Origin of the sequence: Snodgrassella sp. B3088, assembly GCF_026535815.1 — a bacterium.
GTDB lineage: Bacteria > Pseudomonadota > Gammaproteobacteria > Burkholderiales > Neisseriaceae > Snodgrassella > Snodgrassella alvi_E.
Window position 1 is genome coordinate 199,960 of sequence record NZ_JAFNPG010000009.1, and the last position, 17,083, is coordinate 217,042.

A 17,083-nucleotide genomic window follows, 5' to 3' on the forward strand; every position below is an offset into this window, starting at 1 on the left:
TGGCTGATTTCACCAAAATTAAACCAATCAAGCTGCCTTATTCTTCTGATGAAAAATACTTTCCAGCACCAGCAAAAACGCACCGACACAAATCAGGCTATCCGCAACATTAAACGCCGGATAAAACCAATTATGGTAGTAAAACAACAGAAAATCAACCACATGACCATGCACCAACCGATCAGCAACATTACCAGCCGCACCACCGATAATCAACGCAGCAGCCACTTTACCTATTGTTCCGAATTCATCACGGATAATCCCACGCAGGAGGTAAATACAAATTACCAGCGCCAGTCCCATAAAGAAAAACTTCTGCCATCCACCCGCATCTGCAAGGAAACTAAATGCCGCGCCTGGATTATAAGCCAGCGTCAAATCAAAAAATCCCGGTATTACCGCAATTCGTTCCAGATAATGAACATTCTGCAATATCAGATATTTCGTTAGCTGGTCTGCCAAAAGACCCAGTACGATAATGGCACCATATAAAAACAGTTTTTTACGTTGCATAACCATCCTTAAAACCAGAACAGGCGTGACCGACTAAATCTGCCACACCTGAATCATTCAAATCAAGCCTAAAAAAACGACAACATTACAGCCGTTACCTAGTCTCAGGCATACAAACGCTTTTCACCGGCACCATCGACATTTTGCACACAGCGACCACAAATAGTCGGGTGCTGAGGGTCAGAGCCCACATCATCAGTATAATGCCAGCAACGCTCACATTTTGTACCCTGATCCACCGATACAGTGGCAGATAACTCTTCTCCAGCTTCTACGGTAACTTTCGCTACCATCAATACAAAACGTAATTCATCACCCAGCGCTGCCACATAAGGCAGCATATCTGTTGGCACCTTAATCGCCACATCAGCCTGTAAAGAAGACCCTACACTCTTATCTGCACGCAACGATTCAATAGCCACATTCACCGTATCACGCACTGCTCGGATCGCCTGCCATTTCAGTGTTAAGCTATCTACATCAGCTAAAGGCGGGAATTCATGCCCCGTATGGTACAGTACACTATCTTCTTCATCACCACTCAATACTGCCCAAGCTTCCTCAGCAGTAAAGCAAAGAATTGGGTTCAATAGAAGCACCAGATTACGCGTAATATGATACAGAGCAGTTTGCGCACTACGTCGGCCATGGCTGCCAGCCTGCATTGTATATAAACGGTCTTTCAGAATATCCAGATAAAACGCACCCATATCTTCTGAACAGAAATGGACAATATCCTGTACCGCAAAATGGAACGCATAACGGGCAAAATAATCATCAGCCACACGCTGCTGCAATTGCTGTGCCAAAACCAGTGCATAACGGTCTAGCTCCAGCATCTCATCCACTGGCACCGCATCTGTAGCCGGATTGAAATCACTCAAATTCGCTAACAGGAAACGTAGCGTATTCCGCAGACGCCGGTAGCTTTCTGACACTCGTTTTAAAATTTCATCTGAAATTGCCAGCTCACCGGAATAATCAGTAGAAGCCACCCACAAGCGCAGAATATCTGCACCCAGACTATCATTTACCTTCTGTGGTGATACCACATTACCCACAGATTTAGACATTTTCTGCCCGTTGCCATCCACCACAAAACCATGTGTCAGCAACTGTTTATACGGCGCACTGCCAACTGTAGCACAGGCAGTTAGCAGCGAAGACTGAAACCAGCCGCGATGCTGATCAGAGCCCTCCAGATACAAATCTGCAGGCCATGCCAGCTCAGAGCGCTGACGCAGTACTGCGTAATGCGTACTGCCCGAATCAAACCAAACATCCAGCGTATCTGGCAATTTATCATACTCATCCGCATCTGCGCCCAAAAGCTCATGCTTATCCAGCGCAAACCACGCCTCAATACCATGCTGCTCAATCCGCTTAGCCACCTCTTCCAGCAATTCAGCCGAACGTGGATGGAGCTGACCAGTTTCCTTATGAGCAAAAAAGGCCATTGGCGTGCCCCAGTAACGCTGGCGAGATACCACCCAGTCTGGACGACCTTCAATCATTGCCTCCAGACGCGCGCGTCCCCATGCCGGAAAAAACTCAGTCACCTCTACCGCGTCCATCGCCTTATCACGCAAAGTCTTCCCATCCGTACCTTCTTTATCCATACCAATAAACCACTGGCCAGTAGCACGGTAAATCAAAGGCGTTTTATGGCGCCAGCAATGCGCATAACTATGAGTAATTTTTCCATTCGACAGTAATCTGCCCTCTTCGGCCACCCAATCAATCACCACCGGATTACCTTCCCAGACCGTCATCCCTGCCAATCTGGGCACATCACTGATATATCGTCCCTCAGCATTCACTGGGTTATATAACTGAATCCCATACCGCAAGCAGGCAAAATAATCGTCCAGACCATGTGCAGGTGCCGTATGTACCAGACCTGTACCAGCCTCAGTAGTCACATGCTCACCCAGTAAAACCGGAATATCTCGATTCAGAAATGGATGATTCAAATGCAGATTCTCTAGTTGTCGTCCTACAACTTCAGCCAGTACCGCAGTATCATCCACATCGAAACCAAAACGTTCCAAAGCTGCTTCAGCTAGCTCTTTAGCCAACACCAGCTTACCTTTTGGCGTATCAAACAACTGATAAACAACGTCCGGCCCCACACAAATTGCCTGACTGGCCGGCAAAGTCCACGGCGTAGTTGTCCAGATAACCGCATAGGCTTCGCCTAAAATCTCATTCAGACCAAACACAGCAGCCAGCGCCGCGTTATCCTTAAACTGATACGCCACATCAATCGCAAAAGAAACCTTATCTTTATATTCAACTTCAGCTTCTGCCAGCGAAGAACCACAATCCAAACAGAACTGCACCGGTTTCTCACCCCGATACAAATAGCCGCCTTGCTGAATCTTTCCCAGTGTACGGACAATATCCGCCTCAGTCTGATAATCCATCGTCAGATACGGATGCTCCCAGTCGCCCAGCACCCCCAGACGCATAAAATCCTGTCTCTGGCGCGCAATCTGTTCCCGCGCATATTCACGGCACAGCTCACGGAATTTAGCAGCCGGAATATTCTTACCGTGCTTCTTTTCTACCATCAGCTCAATCGGCAAACCATGACAATCCCAGCCCGGCACATATGGCGCATCAAAACCAGCCAGCGTCTTACTGCGGATAATAATATCCTTCAATACCTTATTCACTGCATGGCCGATATGAATATCACCGTTCGCATACGGTGGGCCATCATGCAGAATAAATTTCGGTCGTCCAGCAGCCAGCTTACGCAGCTTCTGATAACGTTTCTGTTCATACCATGATTTCAGCCAGCCACCTTCACGCTTGGCTAAATTACCGCGCATTGGAAACGGCGTGTCCAACAAATTTACAGTTTTACTATAGTCAGTCATGACTTTCTCTTTAAAATATATCCGTTAATTCAATAATCTAAAAATCAGTATTATTTTACGGCCACCCGAAAGCTACTTAGCAATTCAGGCAGCCTGCCATATTCGTGCCGCATCCATATCAGCAAAAATCTGAGCCTGCAACGCTGCCAAAGAATCAAACTTCAGCTCATCACGCAACTTATGCAGAAAATGTATCCCTAAGCGCTGACCATACAAATTGGCAGCACAATCAAAAATATGTACTTCAAGCTTCTGCTGGCTACCCCTAGAAACCGTCGGATTTTTACCAAAACTGGCCACACCACGTTTACGTCCGAAAGCACCTGTTACATCCACCACAAAAACCCCATTCAGCGCATAATGCAAAGCCGGCAGATGCACATTTGCCGTTGGGCAGCCCAATTCGCGACCCAGCTTGGCGCCATGTTTCACTCGACCACTGAGCACATACTCATGTCCCAGCAGCAACTGCGCATAAGCCAAGTTACCAGCAGCCAGCGCCATACGAACTGCCGTACTCGAGGCACGTACATCCTCAACCACAACAGATGGCGTTCTCTCTGTTACAAAAGCCTCCTGAGCCTGCAATAAAGCAAAATCACCGCTGCGATGGGCTCCAAAACGAAAATCATCACCCACCAGCAAATAGCGTGCTGATAACTTTTCAATCAGCATCTGCCGGATAAAATCCATCGGCTGCATCAATGCAAACTGCTGATTAAACCGCAGCACATACACCGCATCCACACAACCACTTTCAGCAAGCAAATTCAGCTTATCCCGCAGCGGCGCCAACCGGTAAGGCAAAGACTTACCTGCCTGCTGCGCAAAAAACTCCTGAGGTTGCGGTTCAAATATCATCACCACCGAAGCAAGCCCTCGTTTATCAGCTTCCTGACGCAAGCGCAGCAAAATATGGCGATGTCCACAGTGCACACCATCAAAATTACCGATTGTTACTGCCGTACCACCAGACCAATCCGGCCGCAGCCCGCTCCCCAACCAAACTTGCATACAATTCTTGAACGAATCAAATAATAAAACACATCATTGTAAACACTTCAGCTCACCTTAGCCAGCGTAATTAAACAGCATTTTCCAACCTCTGCAACCAACAAATCCGCTTTATACTCAACGGCAAACAAAATTTGATACAGTTACAACAGCATTTCTTGCTAAAATAGCGCCCACATAATGCCAAGGCTTAGCTCAGCCGGCAGCAATACCCCAAAAACCACCATTAGGTAACACAATGGCCTTTCGTTTCGACATCATCTACGAATACCGTGAAATGTTTTATTACGGTGCGCTCACCACATTAGGCGTCACCCTGATTTCCACATTTATGGGCACCTTACTCGGCCTGATATTCGCCCTCACGCGTATCATCCGCCTCGAAAAGGGCGGCCTGCCCATACGCGCACTGGTATGGACACTGCGGCAAATTTCGCTGCTGTATGTCACCATCTTTCGCGGTACACCGCTATTTGTTCAAATTTTCATCTGGTATTTCGTCTGGTTTCCACTGCTCATCAACCCAACTGATGGCCTAATTATCAGCGGAGATCTTGCCGTAGAACTCCGACGCAGTTATGGTGCACTGATTGCCGGCACACTGGCTTTGTCAGTCAACTCCGGCGCCTACATCACCGAAATCTTCCGCGCTGGCATTCAGTCTATCGACCGCGGCCAATTTGAAGCCTCCCGCTCACTAGGTCTCAGCTATACACAAGCCATGCGCTACGTTATCCTGCCACAGGCCATCCGGCGCATGCTGCCACCCATTGGGAACGAATTCATTACTCTTCTTAAAGACAGCTCACTGCTTTCAGCCATCGCTGTGGCCGAACTAGCCTTTGCCGCCCGCGCCGCAGCCGGACGTTACCTAAACTACGAAACCCCACTCTACACCATCGCCATAATCTATTTGATTATGACCATAGCCTTGAGTTGGTTTTTTTCATGGCTGGAAAAAAGATACAATAAAGGTTATCAGCATTAGATTTTCTAATTTATAGCCAATTGTCTACAAAAACAGAGTTACTTAAAAAAATAGCTCTGTTTTTTTTATTAGCACAAAAAAATCAAATTTTTTTAAAATGCTTTCTAACTTGTCGTTTGATTCTGCAATCATCAAAACATTGAGCAGCACGTCTAGCATAAGCCACAAAAGTTTTACGCCCCAGATGAGAATATTTCCTATAAAGTTTACGTTTAAATAAAATTTCACAATGATGTTTATCACGCGATTTAATAGCTAATTTTTTGGCTTTATGCAATATTTTATAATAACGTGATATAAAATCAGAGCGGATAGGTGCATGTTCACCATCAAATATCACACCTAGATATTTCTGTTTTGGAATTTGTGATCGTGCTCCGTTACCCGCACCGCCTGTACTGCACATAGCATATGGGTACAGCCAGACGTTACAGGCAGGGCTGCAGGTGAAACGCCTTCTATCCAAACTAGGATAAATTTACAATTTAAATTATTCTAGTAATTAAAAATTTATCACTCTGTTTATGAATCAGATTATGTTTTTTAAATAAATGAATTAATACTTTATATTAATATCAAAACAACATACTAATTACTAATTTTTATCCAAGTTAAATGCAATTATTTATTACTTTATAAAATATTGATTCACGAAAAATTTTGAATAAATATTTTTTATACATGGATAATTTAATATTTTACTTAAAAAGTATAATAAAAAAGGCTTTTGAGATATATAGAAAAAAGATTAATAATAACCGATTATTATCAATTTATATAATATGTTGAAACTATAATTTTGTTTTCAAATGCTCCAATATTTTTATAGAAGTATTTAATTCATCAAAAAGTCCCCATTTCTTTTTTATTTCATAGAGAATAGGTAGTAAGGCAACATTGCCTAAGTACCCAGCTGCTTCCACCATTTCATCATAAACTACGTCTTTACTTAATTCCTTCATTAACACCTCAGTAACTCGTTTATCCTTCATTTTAGACAGCCCGATTATGGCTTCATATCGTACATCAAAATTATTTTCATTCAATAATAATACAAAGCAATTTCGAATTTCAGGTGTATCATATCCATTAACATTTACTGCAAAAGCAGCCCAATCCTTAACTTCACTGTGACTATCTTTTAACAACTTAATTAATAATGGTATTGAGGCCTTATTATCAAACATTGATAGTATAAAGGCTGTACTTTGTCTTACATTTACGGATTTATCTAAAATAGTATTTTCAGCGAGTGATATCAAAGAATCTGAAAAATTTTTTTTAGCCTCGTTACAACGACGCCCAAAAGAGACCACAGCATACGACCTTACTGTAGCTGATTTATCTGTCAGAGCTAAATCAGACAGTTTATCTATAACTTGTTTTTCTTCTTTAGTAGATAAGTGGATCTCTCCTAAAATAAAAGCAGCTAATGCTCTAGTCCTATAATTATTACTAAAACAGTTTATTTGAGCAACTTTGATAACTCTACTACCACCTTTTAACAGTAATACTCTTGTAGCCTCTAAACTCAATTTAAAATTATTATGACTAAGTAAAGCAATTAATTTATCTTCAGGTAAAAATCTACATCTCTGCCAGTATTGAAATTCAATATTTTCTTGTTTTTTACTATATGCAGATCTAGTCATCATCTATCCATTTTTTTACGTAGTTTATCTTTACTTGCTTTTGAATGTCTACATCCCCTTGCTTTTTCTGTAGATTTGGCTTCTGCTTTAGCTATTATACCTTCATCAATTAATTATTCTAATACATCGCATCGATCTGATTTTTTATTTCCAGCTAAAATTTCAGCACTTTGCCCTTCACCAACTATTTCTATAATTTTAGTATCTGCAACATTTTCTTTTGCTGCTGCATATACATGCTCTGGACAAAGACCAAGGTTTTTACTAAATTCTTTTTCCTTACTTTTATGTAAATTTTTAGGCATAAACCCAAAAATCACATTCTTGCTCGATTGTCCGACGAAACTAATCTCAATACTGCAATACCAATTCTTATTCCAATACCTAAAGCTAGTGGAACAAACTCCCCATTCGGATCACTATATACCAGCGGATTTCCACCTACATATTCATACGTGTTTATTTCCCCAACCAACCCTATTGGGTCACTCTGGATATACCGTCCCGTCTCCGCATCGAAATTCCTGAAGTAGTTGTAAAATTCATGCCTAATTTATACTATTACTAATAATATCATTAACTTTTTAGATATAAATAAACCCTTCATCACTGCATTTTTAAACAGTGATGAATTTACATATACTTATATCGATTTAAATTAATCTATATCACTTAGTTCTGGATATTGCTGATAAATAAAATTTAAAACTCTTATTTGAAGTTCCCCAATCACTATACCAATACCTCTTTTCAAAATCTTATATTCTTCATCAGAAAGTTGGCCTTCCATTTCTGTTAATAACTTTGTTAATGAAGAAATTGAATTTATAGAAATATTATTAATATTTTGGGCATGATTTTTTTTCATTATAAGGTTCCAATGCATTCACGATATCACTTTTTATATTCTGAACTTTGTAAATCACGTGGAGGAGAGTAAAGCAAATGTTGATATTTTCATACAATTTATCACTTCTTGAGAGACTAGCCAATTTAGAACACATATTTATACCAGAGTTTGATTCGTCTATGAAATATTTATTATTAGTAAAATTTAATAGATTTTCCAATGCTTTAAACGAATTTTCAAACTCATAGGTGATTGATTTAAAATATATTAAGAACTACTCTTATTATTGAATTTAATAATATACATTTTCTAATTTTAGTTTACCCGCAACTTATAGTTCCTTTTCTAGACATCATTATTGCGCATCCTAATTTATTTGTAGAATGATTTTTTTAAATTTATTCAGAACGCAATCCCAATAAAATAATCCGAATACATCAATATAGAAGCGGATTTTCACCTACATATCCATACGTGTTTACTCCTCCTGCTAACCCTATCGGGTCACTCTGAATATATTTCCCCGTCTTCGCGTCGTAATCCCTGAAGTAGTTATACGATAGTCCAGTCTCTTCGTCGTAATACTGTCCCGGAAACCTCAGGTTCATGGTGATTTGGTTATTTGCATCCAGTTCGCTGTTGCCAAATGCATCACTGGTAATCTTCCAGCTCTGTTCGCCTGCACTGTTTATTGCTAGTTGTGGGGTGCCCAGATGGTCTGTTATCAGGTAGTGATAGCTGGCATTTTTTAGGGTTTGGCCTTCGCTTAGATTCGCCTGCCATAAGGGCCTGGTGCCCCAATCGCTGTCTGGTGCCCAGCCGTACGCTACTTGCATCCGTCCTGTCTGATCCAGTTCTGCTATCAGCCCTTCGCTGCTGTAGATGTAGTAGGTGGTTTTGCCATTTACGGTTTTACTGATGCGACGGCCAAATGGGTCGTATTGGTAGCTGGCTATTTCTCCGCTGTCGTTACTGACTTTACTTAGTCTCTCGGCAGCGTTATAGCTATAGCTGAGTTTTTTATTGGCGTTTTCTTCTGTCGCTAGCTGCCCGTTGATGGTGTAGCTGAGGCTGGTCTGTTGTTTGCCTTCACCCCATTTGATGAGTTGGTTGAGGTCGTTGTACTGCCACTCACCTGGTTGTTGGGCGCTACCGGTGCGGTTGCCGATGGCATCGTAACTGTAGGATTCTGCTCGTTGCGCTAGGCTTTCCTGTTCCGGTTTGACTTGGGTTAAGCGATCCAGTTGGTCATACTGGTAGTTACTGCTGCCTTTTTCTGTCTGGATACTGCTGATGTTGCTAACTTTATCGTAGCTGTAGTGGCGTTCGAGTAGGGTTTGTCCTTTGCTAACCAGTTTGATTTGTGTTGGTCGCTGTAAGGCATCATAGCTGTTGGTTTGTTCTGCTTGCGGATAGGTGATGCGCTCAGGCTGATTCCATTGGTAATCACGCCAGTTAATTTCTTCTCCGTTTGGCAGTATGGCTTGCTGTAACTGGCCGTTGGCATAACGATAGTTTACTGTGCTGTTATCGGGATAGGTGATGCTGGCTAGGTTGCCATCTGTATCATAGCTGTATTTTAAGGTTTTGCTGATGCGGTCATAGCTGATGTTTTCTTCAACGATTCGTCCCAGGGCATCGCGCTGATAGGTGTAATGGCTGTTGGTGCTGCCGCTTTGCTGTACGTCTGTCAGCTGGTTGTTGGCATCGTACTGGTAGTTGACTGTCTGTTCGGCGGTGTCGGTACCGGCTGCGATGTAGTTTTGCTGACTGATGTTTCCCGCTGCATCATACTGATACTGTATGCGGTTGCCGTTGGCCTGCTTCTGTTCGGTCAGCTGATTGGCTGCGTTGTAGCTGTATTCGACGTCGTTGCCCAGTGTTTTGGTTTCTTTGAGCAGGTTGTTATTTTGATCATATTCAAAGTGGTACTGGTTGCCTTTGACATCAGTCAGTGTGCTGAGGTTGTCAGACAGGTCATACTGGTACTGGGTTTTACCTGACAGTGCATCTATGTCGGCTGTGATTTGTCCCAGTGCGTTGTATTGGCTTTGGCTGGTGCGGTTGGCAGCATCGGTGCGGCTGATTTGTTGGCCTAACTGGTCATAGCTGCTGTGGCTGCTTATCTGGGTATTGCTGTCCAGCTGCTGGTTGACGCTGATGGTGTTACCCATGTTGTCATAATCGTAGCTTTCGCTGTAGGTCGGGTAGTTTATTTTGGTCAGGAGTCCAGACTGACTGGTGCCGGGTGCGCCATATTCGTAGCTAAGCTGATTGCCGTTGTAGTCTTTATACTGGCTGATTCTGCTGTTGCTGTCGTAGCTCTGTTCACTAACCAGTCCGGATGGGGTGATGGTTTTAATCAGGCGGTTGAGCTGGTCATACTGCTGGGTAGTAACTTGATTCAATGCGTCGGTGGTTTTTACTTCGCGCCCTGTTGCTGTATTTTGATAGCTGTAATGAGTGCTGTTGCCTTGCGCATCGGTCATCTCTACTATTCGGCCGAGGGCATCGGTTTTCATGGTAAAGGTGTGCTTGAGTGGGTCGGTTACTTGTGTTGTGTAACCGGCAGCGTTGTAACCCAATAGCCATTTCTGCTGTAATGGGTTCTGTAATTCGGTTGGCTGACCTTGTATGTTATAGCTGTACTGGTACTGTTGCCCTTTGCCATCGGTATAGCTGGCTATGTTGCCGTAGCGGTCAAAGCTTTGCTGCAGGCTGATGCTATTTTGATTATTGCCTATGGTGGCTTTGGTTTGCTGACCTAGGTTGTCATACTCGAAGTTGACGATGCGTTGCTCGGGTTTGCCGGCAGCATAGGTGATTTTGGTCGGCTGGTTGGCAGCATTGTATTCAAAGGTGATGCTGTCGCCTTTGGCGTTGATTTGTTTGACCGGTTTGTTGGCCTGATTGTATTGATATTCTTCTACTGCGCCATTCGGATAGGTGATTTTAACTGGATAGTCCGCTTGGTTATACTGGGTAGTGGTAATCTGTCCGCGTTCGTCGGTATATTTGACGATGTTATTGGCGCTGTCTCTGTCATAGCGGGCGGTAAGATGGCCGTTTATGCTTTCGGTCAGTACGCGTCCATTGCTGTCAAATACGGTGACGGTTTTTTGGCCGGCCGGATCGTTGACGGTGATGGTGTATTGTTTGTTGACGCGGTTGTACTCGGTGTTATAAACAGTCACAGCACCGGTTTTGCTGGTGATTTTGCCTACGCGTGCCAGTTTGTTTTCATGATCGGCTGCGCCGGTGCTTACTACAGCACTTTGCGATATTACGCCACCATTGCGGCCGCTGCCCATGGCAAACTGTGATGAGGGTACGGACACGATGTAATCAATTTTGGTGACGCCACCATCGGGATCGGTGCGGCGGTTTATCTGGCCGTTGTTGTCGTAACCATATTTCCAGACGTTGCCCATGACGTCGGTTACTTGGGTCAGGCGGTCTCCGGACCAGTTGTAGCTGACGCTGCGGCCACTGCGGTCGGTGGCTTTGATTAGGTGATCCTGATTGTCATAGTCTAGGCTGTATACGAGTTCGCCGTTGTTATCTTTTATGGCTTTGCGCTGCCCGTCTTTATCTAGCTCAAAGCTAACTTGTACGTTGTTGGCATTGCCATAGGCCAGTGGCCGCCCTTTGCTGTCATAGTTTATCCAGTTACCCTCTGGATCCGTCCAGCGCCAGCCGGTTTCGGTTTTGCTGATGGATACTTGTTTGTAGGTATATAAGTCGGCTTCGCCGCTGCGCTGATACAGGGTACCGGCTCGGTCAATGGTTTTGACGCTGCTGTCGAGCGGATCCAGTACGAAGCGCAATTCGGCCCAGGCTGGATTGAGATACCAACGTCCATTTTCCCAGGTACGGTTGAGTTTGACTTCTCCACCTACTACTTTTACCCGCATGTCTACGGTGTTTTCGGTATATTCCGTATTCGGTAGTCTGACACTGGCATGACTGATGCCAGATATTTTTTCGTCATTGCCGCTGATGCGGGCATAAGCCATCTGCGGCAATGCCATTACCAGCATGAGTATGTAGCTGATTACCCGGAACAGCCATTCCTTCAGGCTGTTCCGGGGTCGGTTGTTTGTTTTCATTTTTTGACCCTTGTGTTTAATTTATTTATTTTGTTTTATTTGTTGGCATTAGCGCGAACCATCTTTCGAACCACCTGAAGCACAGGGCGCATCCGGGGTACAGCCAGGCGTTATCGGCATCGCCTCCGGCGAACCCGCTCCAGCCCCATTTCCGAAAGTGCCACTGCCCACTCCTCCAAGTGAACCGCCGCCTCCCCAGCCAATACCACTGCCCTTGGTTGAGCATTTTTTACCGGTGTACTGATAGAAACGTCCACTGCTGCTGCCTTTGGAAATGTCACCACTGGGACACTCACTCTGATGTGATTCCTCATAGCTAGCTTCGTAGGATGTGCAGTCGTCTTCATCTGGTGCAGCACGTAGCAAGTCTGATAGCGAAGCAATTCTGGTTTCTGCCGGCGCCTGTTGTTTCGGATCAAGAGCAGTCACTTTATAGGAAATCACTACTTTTTCTTTTGGTTTGAGCACACTGGGCACTTCACCAAAAAATTCATACTTGAAGTGAGCATCAGTTTTCGGCAAATTCAGTACCACATGGTCAGCCTGTACCAGACCATAATTGCTGACTGTAATCTGGCCCGTTTTTTCTTCTCCAACCTGCATTGCACCAAGATTAATAGACAATGGTTCGAGCATAATGACAGGTGCCGGTACTTGCGTATTAAAGGTGGCATTAACATTAATGTCATACACATCTTTAATGGAGGTTTCAGTCACGCCAAACTCTACATTGATTGTCTGATACTCCAGAAATACATGCTGATTAGTTGTGCTATCAGGCTGAACCACTATACGGCCGCTGGCATCCATATGATTAGGTGCGCTGACGCGATAGCGATAGATGCCTGCCGGCAGCTTGTTTAAGGTTGCGATACCATCTTTGTCTGTATTGAAGGTATATTGTTCTGTTAATACACTATCATTCTGCAACTTGATGGTTGCTCCTTTTACGCCTTTGATGGGCTGTCCGTCTGCATCTAGGGTGGCGGTATAGATATCAGCCACATCAAAGTGAGCTACGCCCTGTCCGCTCTGGGTAACGGAAATTCTTACCGGAATAGTGCCTGCTACTTTACCGCTGCTGGATACTCTGATAATAAAGTTGTAAATGCCGTCAGGGATGCTGTTGTCCGGCTGAGCCATGATTTGTACCGGTACTTTTTCATCAACCGCAATTTCATTAATATTTTTATCGCTGGCAATAAATACCCAGCTCGGAGCGGGATTACCCTGCTCATCTACCAGCTCTACCTGAACATTTTTTGCCGCTGCCAATCCTTTATTGCCAACGCTGACTTTGGCTGTGGAGCTGGTATTTTGCTGCAAGCCGGTCTGTATATAGGTAGGCGATGCATACAATTCAGGCATTGGCAGACCAAGCTCATAATTAATCTGTAATTTACCGCGTACCAGATCTCCTGAATCATCGGCATAGGCAAGCAGATACAGGCTGCCCTTTTCGGCTGCATGATCGTCTGCGGTGAATTTAATTGTTGTCGTGCGACTCTGTCCGGGGGCAATATTTACAGCTTCAGATTCAATATTCACGCCCTGAGGCAATACGCCATCTGGCTGATTTTCAGCAGCCAATACCCAGCGCAGGTTTTTAGCACCGGTACTGGCTGTAGCATTAACCTGTATGGGTGTGGTGATGGTTCGCGGCGCTTTTAGCTGATAGCCTTGTATATTAAATGCGATGCGGTTGATATCAAAACTGCCCTGACTGGTAACAGTTTTTTCATCCGGATGAATAATGCCAACCTGATATGTACCCGAGTCAGATTCCTGCGGGGTAAAGGTATAGGTGAAATGGCCGTTTTCATCAGTGGCAACAGCTATTCTGCGCTCAAACCCTTTTACATTCAAAACCAGTTTTAGCGGTACGTTTGCAGCTATCGTATTTTCAGCACGATAAACAGCCTGCCCGCTAATGGTTACTGGCTGCGGGCCATAACTAACCGCAGGGCTGATTGCGGTAATTTTACCGGTATAAGGTGTGGGAGGCGGAGCCGGTGGTTCAATTTTGACATTGACCGTACGGGTGCTGGTCACTGTTTTGCCGCTGGTATTGGTCACTTTTGCACTGATTTTGTGGCTGCCATTATCCTCCATGGTCAGAGGCCAGTGTGCCTGATAGGGGCGTTCTGACAGAGTAGCAAACTGTTTGTTATCTATCAATAAATCTACTTTTTCGATACCAAGTTCATCTGCAGCATCTACCTGAATATCAACCGGAGCAGCAAGTGTTTGATTATCACTGGGAGTAGTAATGATTGCAGTGGGTGTCGGTAAAGCAAAATCAAACTGCACCGGTGCACTGGGCTCACTGCTGCCAGCATCATTCTGCGCTACAGCATGTAAGCGGTAACTACCTTCTTTCGGCAGCAGAATATCCTGAGTGAAATAGCCTTGTGCATCAGCGGTAACTTTTTCACTCACTGGTTTATCATTCAGATACAACTGAACTTTTGCACCAGACTCAGCTGTACCCTGAACTTTTAATGCTGCGTTCTTAACTTTTGTCTGGGTAACAGGGCTGATAAGTACTGGAGGTGTAACCGTAATAGCAGATGCCTGAGTATAGCCTGAGCTGTTGCCTGCTTTATCCAAAGCATTCAGACGAGCATATAAGATACCACCGGCGGGCACATTATCTATCTGCATATTATTGCTTTGCAGATTAATATCCTGATCGATAATGGGTTTATTGAAATCTGGATTATTGGCAATTTGCAGATGTATAGAGGCTATACCACTCAGATTATCACTGCTGCTGTAACCAATTCGCACCGCTTTGTCATTAACACGACTGAATTGGTTCAGTTCCACAACCGGTTTGGTCGTATCTACGGTAATGAGCTCAGAGGGTGAAGACCACATTTCCCAGGTAGCACCTCGATTAATACTTCCGCGTACACGGGCGCGATAAGACTGTCCATTTTGTAAACCTGCATCATAAGTATATTGATTTACTTTATTCAGTATTTTTTTATAGACGGTATTTCCGGAAGCATCCTGAATTTCAATTTCCCATGTATCAAGTGTATTGATATTCTGCCATGTCCAGCTTGGTGCCTGATTTGTATAACGGGCAGCAGGTTGTGGTGCAGCCGGCGTTAGATCAGAGATGTCGATAAAATTGTACTCAGCATTCTCATTCTTGGTATATTCACTTAAATCATTATTTGGCGTAAATAAAATAGCCTGTTCTGGTTTAATGATATTGGCTTTATTACAGCCTACTTGAACGTTCTTTGGCGTGATGCCCTGAATACCAATTGTTGCACTCTCGCCTTTGCTTAAATCAATATTTAAAGTACGATACTGATATTTAATCTGATTTGTGCCTTCATAAAGAATCGCTTCAAAGGTACCCATAGGCAGATTTGAACTATAAAAATACTGATTCGTCCATTGCACAATGAGTTTTCTGTTTGGCGCTTCCCCCTGTGTTTCGTACTTGATGGTACCCGCAGGCTGGCCATATACATCAGTTCTTAAATCATCCCAGAAAACAAACAGTGTATTATTGATTGCAGGTAGGCAAGAGTTATTGTAACTGCTGCTTGGATTCGAAAATTGTAGCAATCCATTTGTACTCACATAAAATTTATTATATTTTTTGCCATAATAATTAAACTCAAAACCAATCGGTAAAGCGCCACTGACTTTATCATCACCTTTCAGTTTTGTGTCGGTACCGGCATAGCTTGCCGCACTGGCAATGGTGCATAATGCACAGACAACCATTGCATATGCTTTTCTCTGCTTATTTTTATGTTTTGGCTCTTTTTTTATGTTTAAACCGAAAAACCTTTTTTTCCAGTATTGATAAATATTCATTGTGTACCCCTCATGAGTTCGAATACTCCTTAAATAAATTAAATAGTTATGCGGCATGGTCTGGATAAACTTTGTCCAGCATGATTCATTAAATTATTTTGTTGTTGTATATATTGCTGATAAGCCGCTAATCCGCCTTGCAACCAGACAATATGGTCGTTTTCTGCAAAACTCATTTGCCGTTGCAATAGCCTAAGCGTTTGTTCATCTGGGCTAACCAGTACATAGCGTATAAAGGCATCATTGCGATTATCACCTTGGCTGATGTATTGCTTTAGTTCTGGACTAGATATCTGGACAAGACTAAATTGTTTAGCAGGTAGTTCTGGTAAAGTATTCAGTTGTGATGAATTCAAACCTATACTAATCACCTGCCATTGTATGGATTGACCACCGGATAAAAACTCCAGTGCAGAGATTTTCTGCAGATTGGGCTTATTATGATTTTGTACTTTTTCCCAGACAAAAAATCCTCCGCTTAAAGCATATACGTGGTTAAAACCTTTTTTTCTTAAATTTTTAATAGTTTGATTTATCTGTAATTCATCAAAACCAGTTCCAACCAAAATCACGGTTTTATGAGCTAAAAAATCGGCACTATACAATCGACTAAGCGGTACAGCCAGCATTTTCAACCCTGTCTCTTGTTGCACTGCACCAGTTCTGATATCCACCCACACCGCATCCTGCCATTGCGGCTGACTTAACGCTTTTATGCTAAGCCAGTATTTATGATCAAGTGGTTGTTTAACGTGGTTTTGCGGCCAGTTTACGGCTACAGGTTGTTGTGCCAAGTCTGGTTTATCATTGAGACAGGCAGATAATTCCTGTGCCAATATCCGTACACTGAAAAAAAATAAAATTCCAGTGATATAAATAATCTGTGATAACTTCAGCATCGCATATCTGTATTTTTATTGGTTTATCATTCAAAATTTACAGCTACAACGATATATCGTGGTGTTGCAGCTGAATAATCAAGCTAAATAGTATTTCTCATCTAATTGAAATATTAATACTTACCAATTAGCTTGATTTGACAATGGTTAAAATGGTTTATTGCTAATATGTAATCATTATTCGACTAAAAATTATCATTTGAATTCAACATACAAGCGCTTTTATTTCTGAATCGCGTAAAATTTCTACTCCGGTGGCCAGTAATAGAGCGATTGCACGTTAGCAACCACTAGAAAAATTTTAAATATCTTCGAATAGCATTATTAATT

13 protein-coding genes are annotated in these 17,083 nt (G+C 43.3%); 2 read left to right on the top strand and 11 right to left on the bottom strand.

The genetic code is table 11. The annotated features are described in order from the left end of the window. Positions 1–27: 27 nt before the first annotated feature. From lspA to ribF, 3 genes are all read right to left on the bottom strand, one after another. A complete protein-coding gene (gene lspA / locus J3U75_RS07800) occupies positions 28–513 on the bottom strand; it encodes a signal peptidase II (RefSeq protein WP_267391377.1) in 486 nt (161 codons plus the stop codon). A 104-nt stretch (positions 514–617) separates the two neighbouring features. Then, positions 618–3,398, bottom strand: coding sequence for an isoleucine--tRNA ligase (gene ileS / locus J3U75_RS07805; protein ID WP_267391378.1), 2,781 nt, complete (start codon positions 3,396–3,398; stop codon positions 618–620). An 84-nt stretch (positions 3,399–3,482) separates the two neighbouring features. Next, entirely contained in the window at positions 3,483–4,412 is a 930-nt protein-coding gene (ribF, locus tag J3U75_RS07810; protein ID WP_267391379.1) for a bifunctional riboflavin kinase/FAD synthetase, read from the bottom strand. Positions 4,413–4,650: 238 nt separating this feature from the next. Between ribF and J3U75_RS07815 the strand changes: the two genes are divergently transcribed. Further along, the gene (locus J3U75_RS07815) at positions 4,651–5,400 is read left to right on the top strand and encodes an amino acid ABC transporter permease (RefSeq protein WP_100156280.1); all 750 of its coding nucleotides are present in this window, start codon (positions 4,651–4,653) and stop codon (positions 5,398–5,400) included. 82 nt (positions 5,401–5,482) lie between these two features. Here J3U75_RS07815 and J3U75_RS07820 read toward each other — a convergent pair whose 3' ends face one another. From J3U75_RS07820 to J3U75_RS07835, 5 genes are all read right to left on the bottom strand, one after another. Further along, positions 5,483–5,806, bottom strand: a complete 324-nt coding sequence (locus tag J3U75_RS07820) for a hypothetical protein (RefSeq protein WP_267391380.1) — start codon at positions 5,804–5,806, stop codon at positions 5,483–5,485. 385 nt (positions 5,807–6,191) lie between these two features. Continuing rightward, the gene (locus J3U75_RS07825) at positions 6,192–7,052 is read right to left on the bottom strand and encodes a lyase (protein ID WP_267391381.1); all 861 of its coding nucleotides are present in this window, start codon (positions 7,050–7,052) and stop codon (positions 6,192–6,194) included. Between the two features lie 113 nt (positions 7,053–7,165). Continuing rightward, a complete protein-coding gene (locus tag J3U75_RS07830) occupies positions 7,166–7,357 on the bottom strand; it encodes a hypothetical protein (RefSeq protein WP_267391382.1) in 192 nt (63 codons plus the stop codon). Between the two features lie 11 nt (positions 7,358–7,368). Continuing rightward, the gene (locus J3U75_RS11410; RefSeq protein ID WP_367645573.1) at positions 7,369–7,605 is read right to left on the bottom strand and encodes an RHS repeat-associated core domain-containing protein; all 237 of its coding nucleotides are present in this window, start codon (positions 7,603–7,605) and stop codon (positions 7,369–7,371) included. A gap of 105 nt (positions 7,606–7,710) precedes the next feature. Beyond that, positions 7,711–7,920: a hypothetical protein gene (locus J3U75_RS07835; RefSeq protein WP_267391383.1), complete on the bottom strand. Its 210-nt coding sequence runs from the start codon at positions 7,918–7,920 to the stop codon at positions 7,711–7,713. Here J3U75_RS07835 and J3U75_RS11415 point away from each other — a divergent pair. Next, positions 7,906–7,992, top strand: coding sequence for a hypothetical protein (locus J3U75_RS11415; protein ID WP_367645572.1), 87 nt, complete (start codon positions 7,906–7,908; stop codon positions 7,990–7,992). The two genes, J3U75_RS07835 and J3U75_RS11415, sit on opposite strands and share 15 nt — an antisense overlap. 347 nt (positions 7,993–8,339) lie before the next feature. On the opposite strand, the gene J3U75_RS07840 is transcribed toward J3U75_RS11415, so the two are convergent. From J3U75_RS07840 to J3U75_RS07850, 3 genes are read right to left on the bottom strand one after another with little or no spacing between them, the layout of a single operon-like run. Next, complete coding sequence (locus J3U75_RS07840; RefSeq protein WP_267391384.1) at positions 8,340–12,011, bottom strand: RHS repeat-associated core domain-containing protein; 3,672 nt, start codon at positions 12,009–12,011, stop codon at positions 8,340–8,342. A gap of 48 nt (positions 12,012–12,059) precedes the next feature. Beyond that, positions 12,060–15,854: an Ig-like domain-containing protein gene (locus J3U75_RS07845; RefSeq protein ID WP_267391385.1), complete on the bottom strand. Its 3,795-nt coding sequence runs from the start codon at positions 15,852–15,854 to the stop codon at positions 12,060–12,062. 38 nt (positions 15,855–15,892) lie between these two features. After that, positions 15,893–16,753, bottom strand: a complete 861-nt coding sequence (locus J3U75_RS07850) for a hypothetical protein (protein ID WP_267391386.1) — start codon at positions 16,751–16,753, stop codon at positions 15,893–15,895. Between the last annotated feature and the right edge of the window lie 330 nt (positions 16,754–17,083).

What these genes read in the sequence shown, in the direction of transcription:
- lspA (WP_267391377.1), bottom strand. Translation starts at nt 513, where the DNA reads ATGCAACGTAAAAAACTGTTTTTATATGGTGCCATTATCGTACTGGGT.
- ileS (WP_267391378.1), bottom strand. Translation starts at nt 3,398, where the DNA reads ATGACTGACTATAGTAAAACTGTAAATTTGTTGGACACGCCGTTTCCA.
- ribF (WP_267391379.1), bottom strand. Translation starts at nt 4,412, where the DNA reads ATGCAAGTTTGGTTGGGGAGCGGGCTGCGGCCGGATTGGTCTGGTGGT.
- J3U75_RS07815 (WP_100156280.1), top strand. Translation starts at nt 4,651, where the DNA reads ATGGCCTTTCGTTTCGACATCATCTACGAATACCGTGAAATGTTTTAT.
- J3U75_RS07820 (WP_267391380.1), bottom strand. Translation starts at nt 5,806, where the DNA reads ATGTGCAGTACAGGCGGTGCGGGTAACGGAGCACGATCACAAATTCCA.
- J3U75_RS07825 (WP_267391381.1), bottom strand. Translation starts at nt 7,052, where the DNA reads ATGACTAGATCTGCATATAGTAAAAAACAAGAAAATATTGAATTTCAA.
- J3U75_RS07830 (WP_267391382.1), bottom strand. Translation starts at nt 7,357, where the DNA reads ATGCCTAAAAATTTACATAAAAGTAAGGAAAAAGAATTTAGTAAAAAC.
- J3U75_RS11415 (WP_367645572.1), top strand. Translation starts at nt 7,906, where the DNA reads ATGATTTTTTTTCATTATAAGGTTCCAATGCATTCACGATATCACTTT.
- J3U75_RS07835 (WP_267391383.1), bottom strand. Translation starts at nt 7,920, where the DNA reads ATGAAAAAAAATCATGCCCAAAATATTAATAATATTTCTATAAATTCA.
- J3U75_RS07840 (WP_267391384.1), bottom strand. Translation starts at nt 12,011, where the DNA reads ATGAAAACAAACAACCGACCCCGGAACAGCCTGAAGGAATGGCTGTTC.
- J3U75_RS07845 (WP_267391385.1), bottom strand. Translation starts at nt 15,854, where the DNA reads ATGAATATTTATCAATACTGGAAAAAAAGGTTTTTCGGTTTAAACATA.
- J3U75_RS07850 (WP_267391386.1), bottom strand. Translation starts at nt 16,753, where the DNA reads ATGCTGAAGTTATCACAGATTATTTATATCACTGGAATTTTATTTTTT.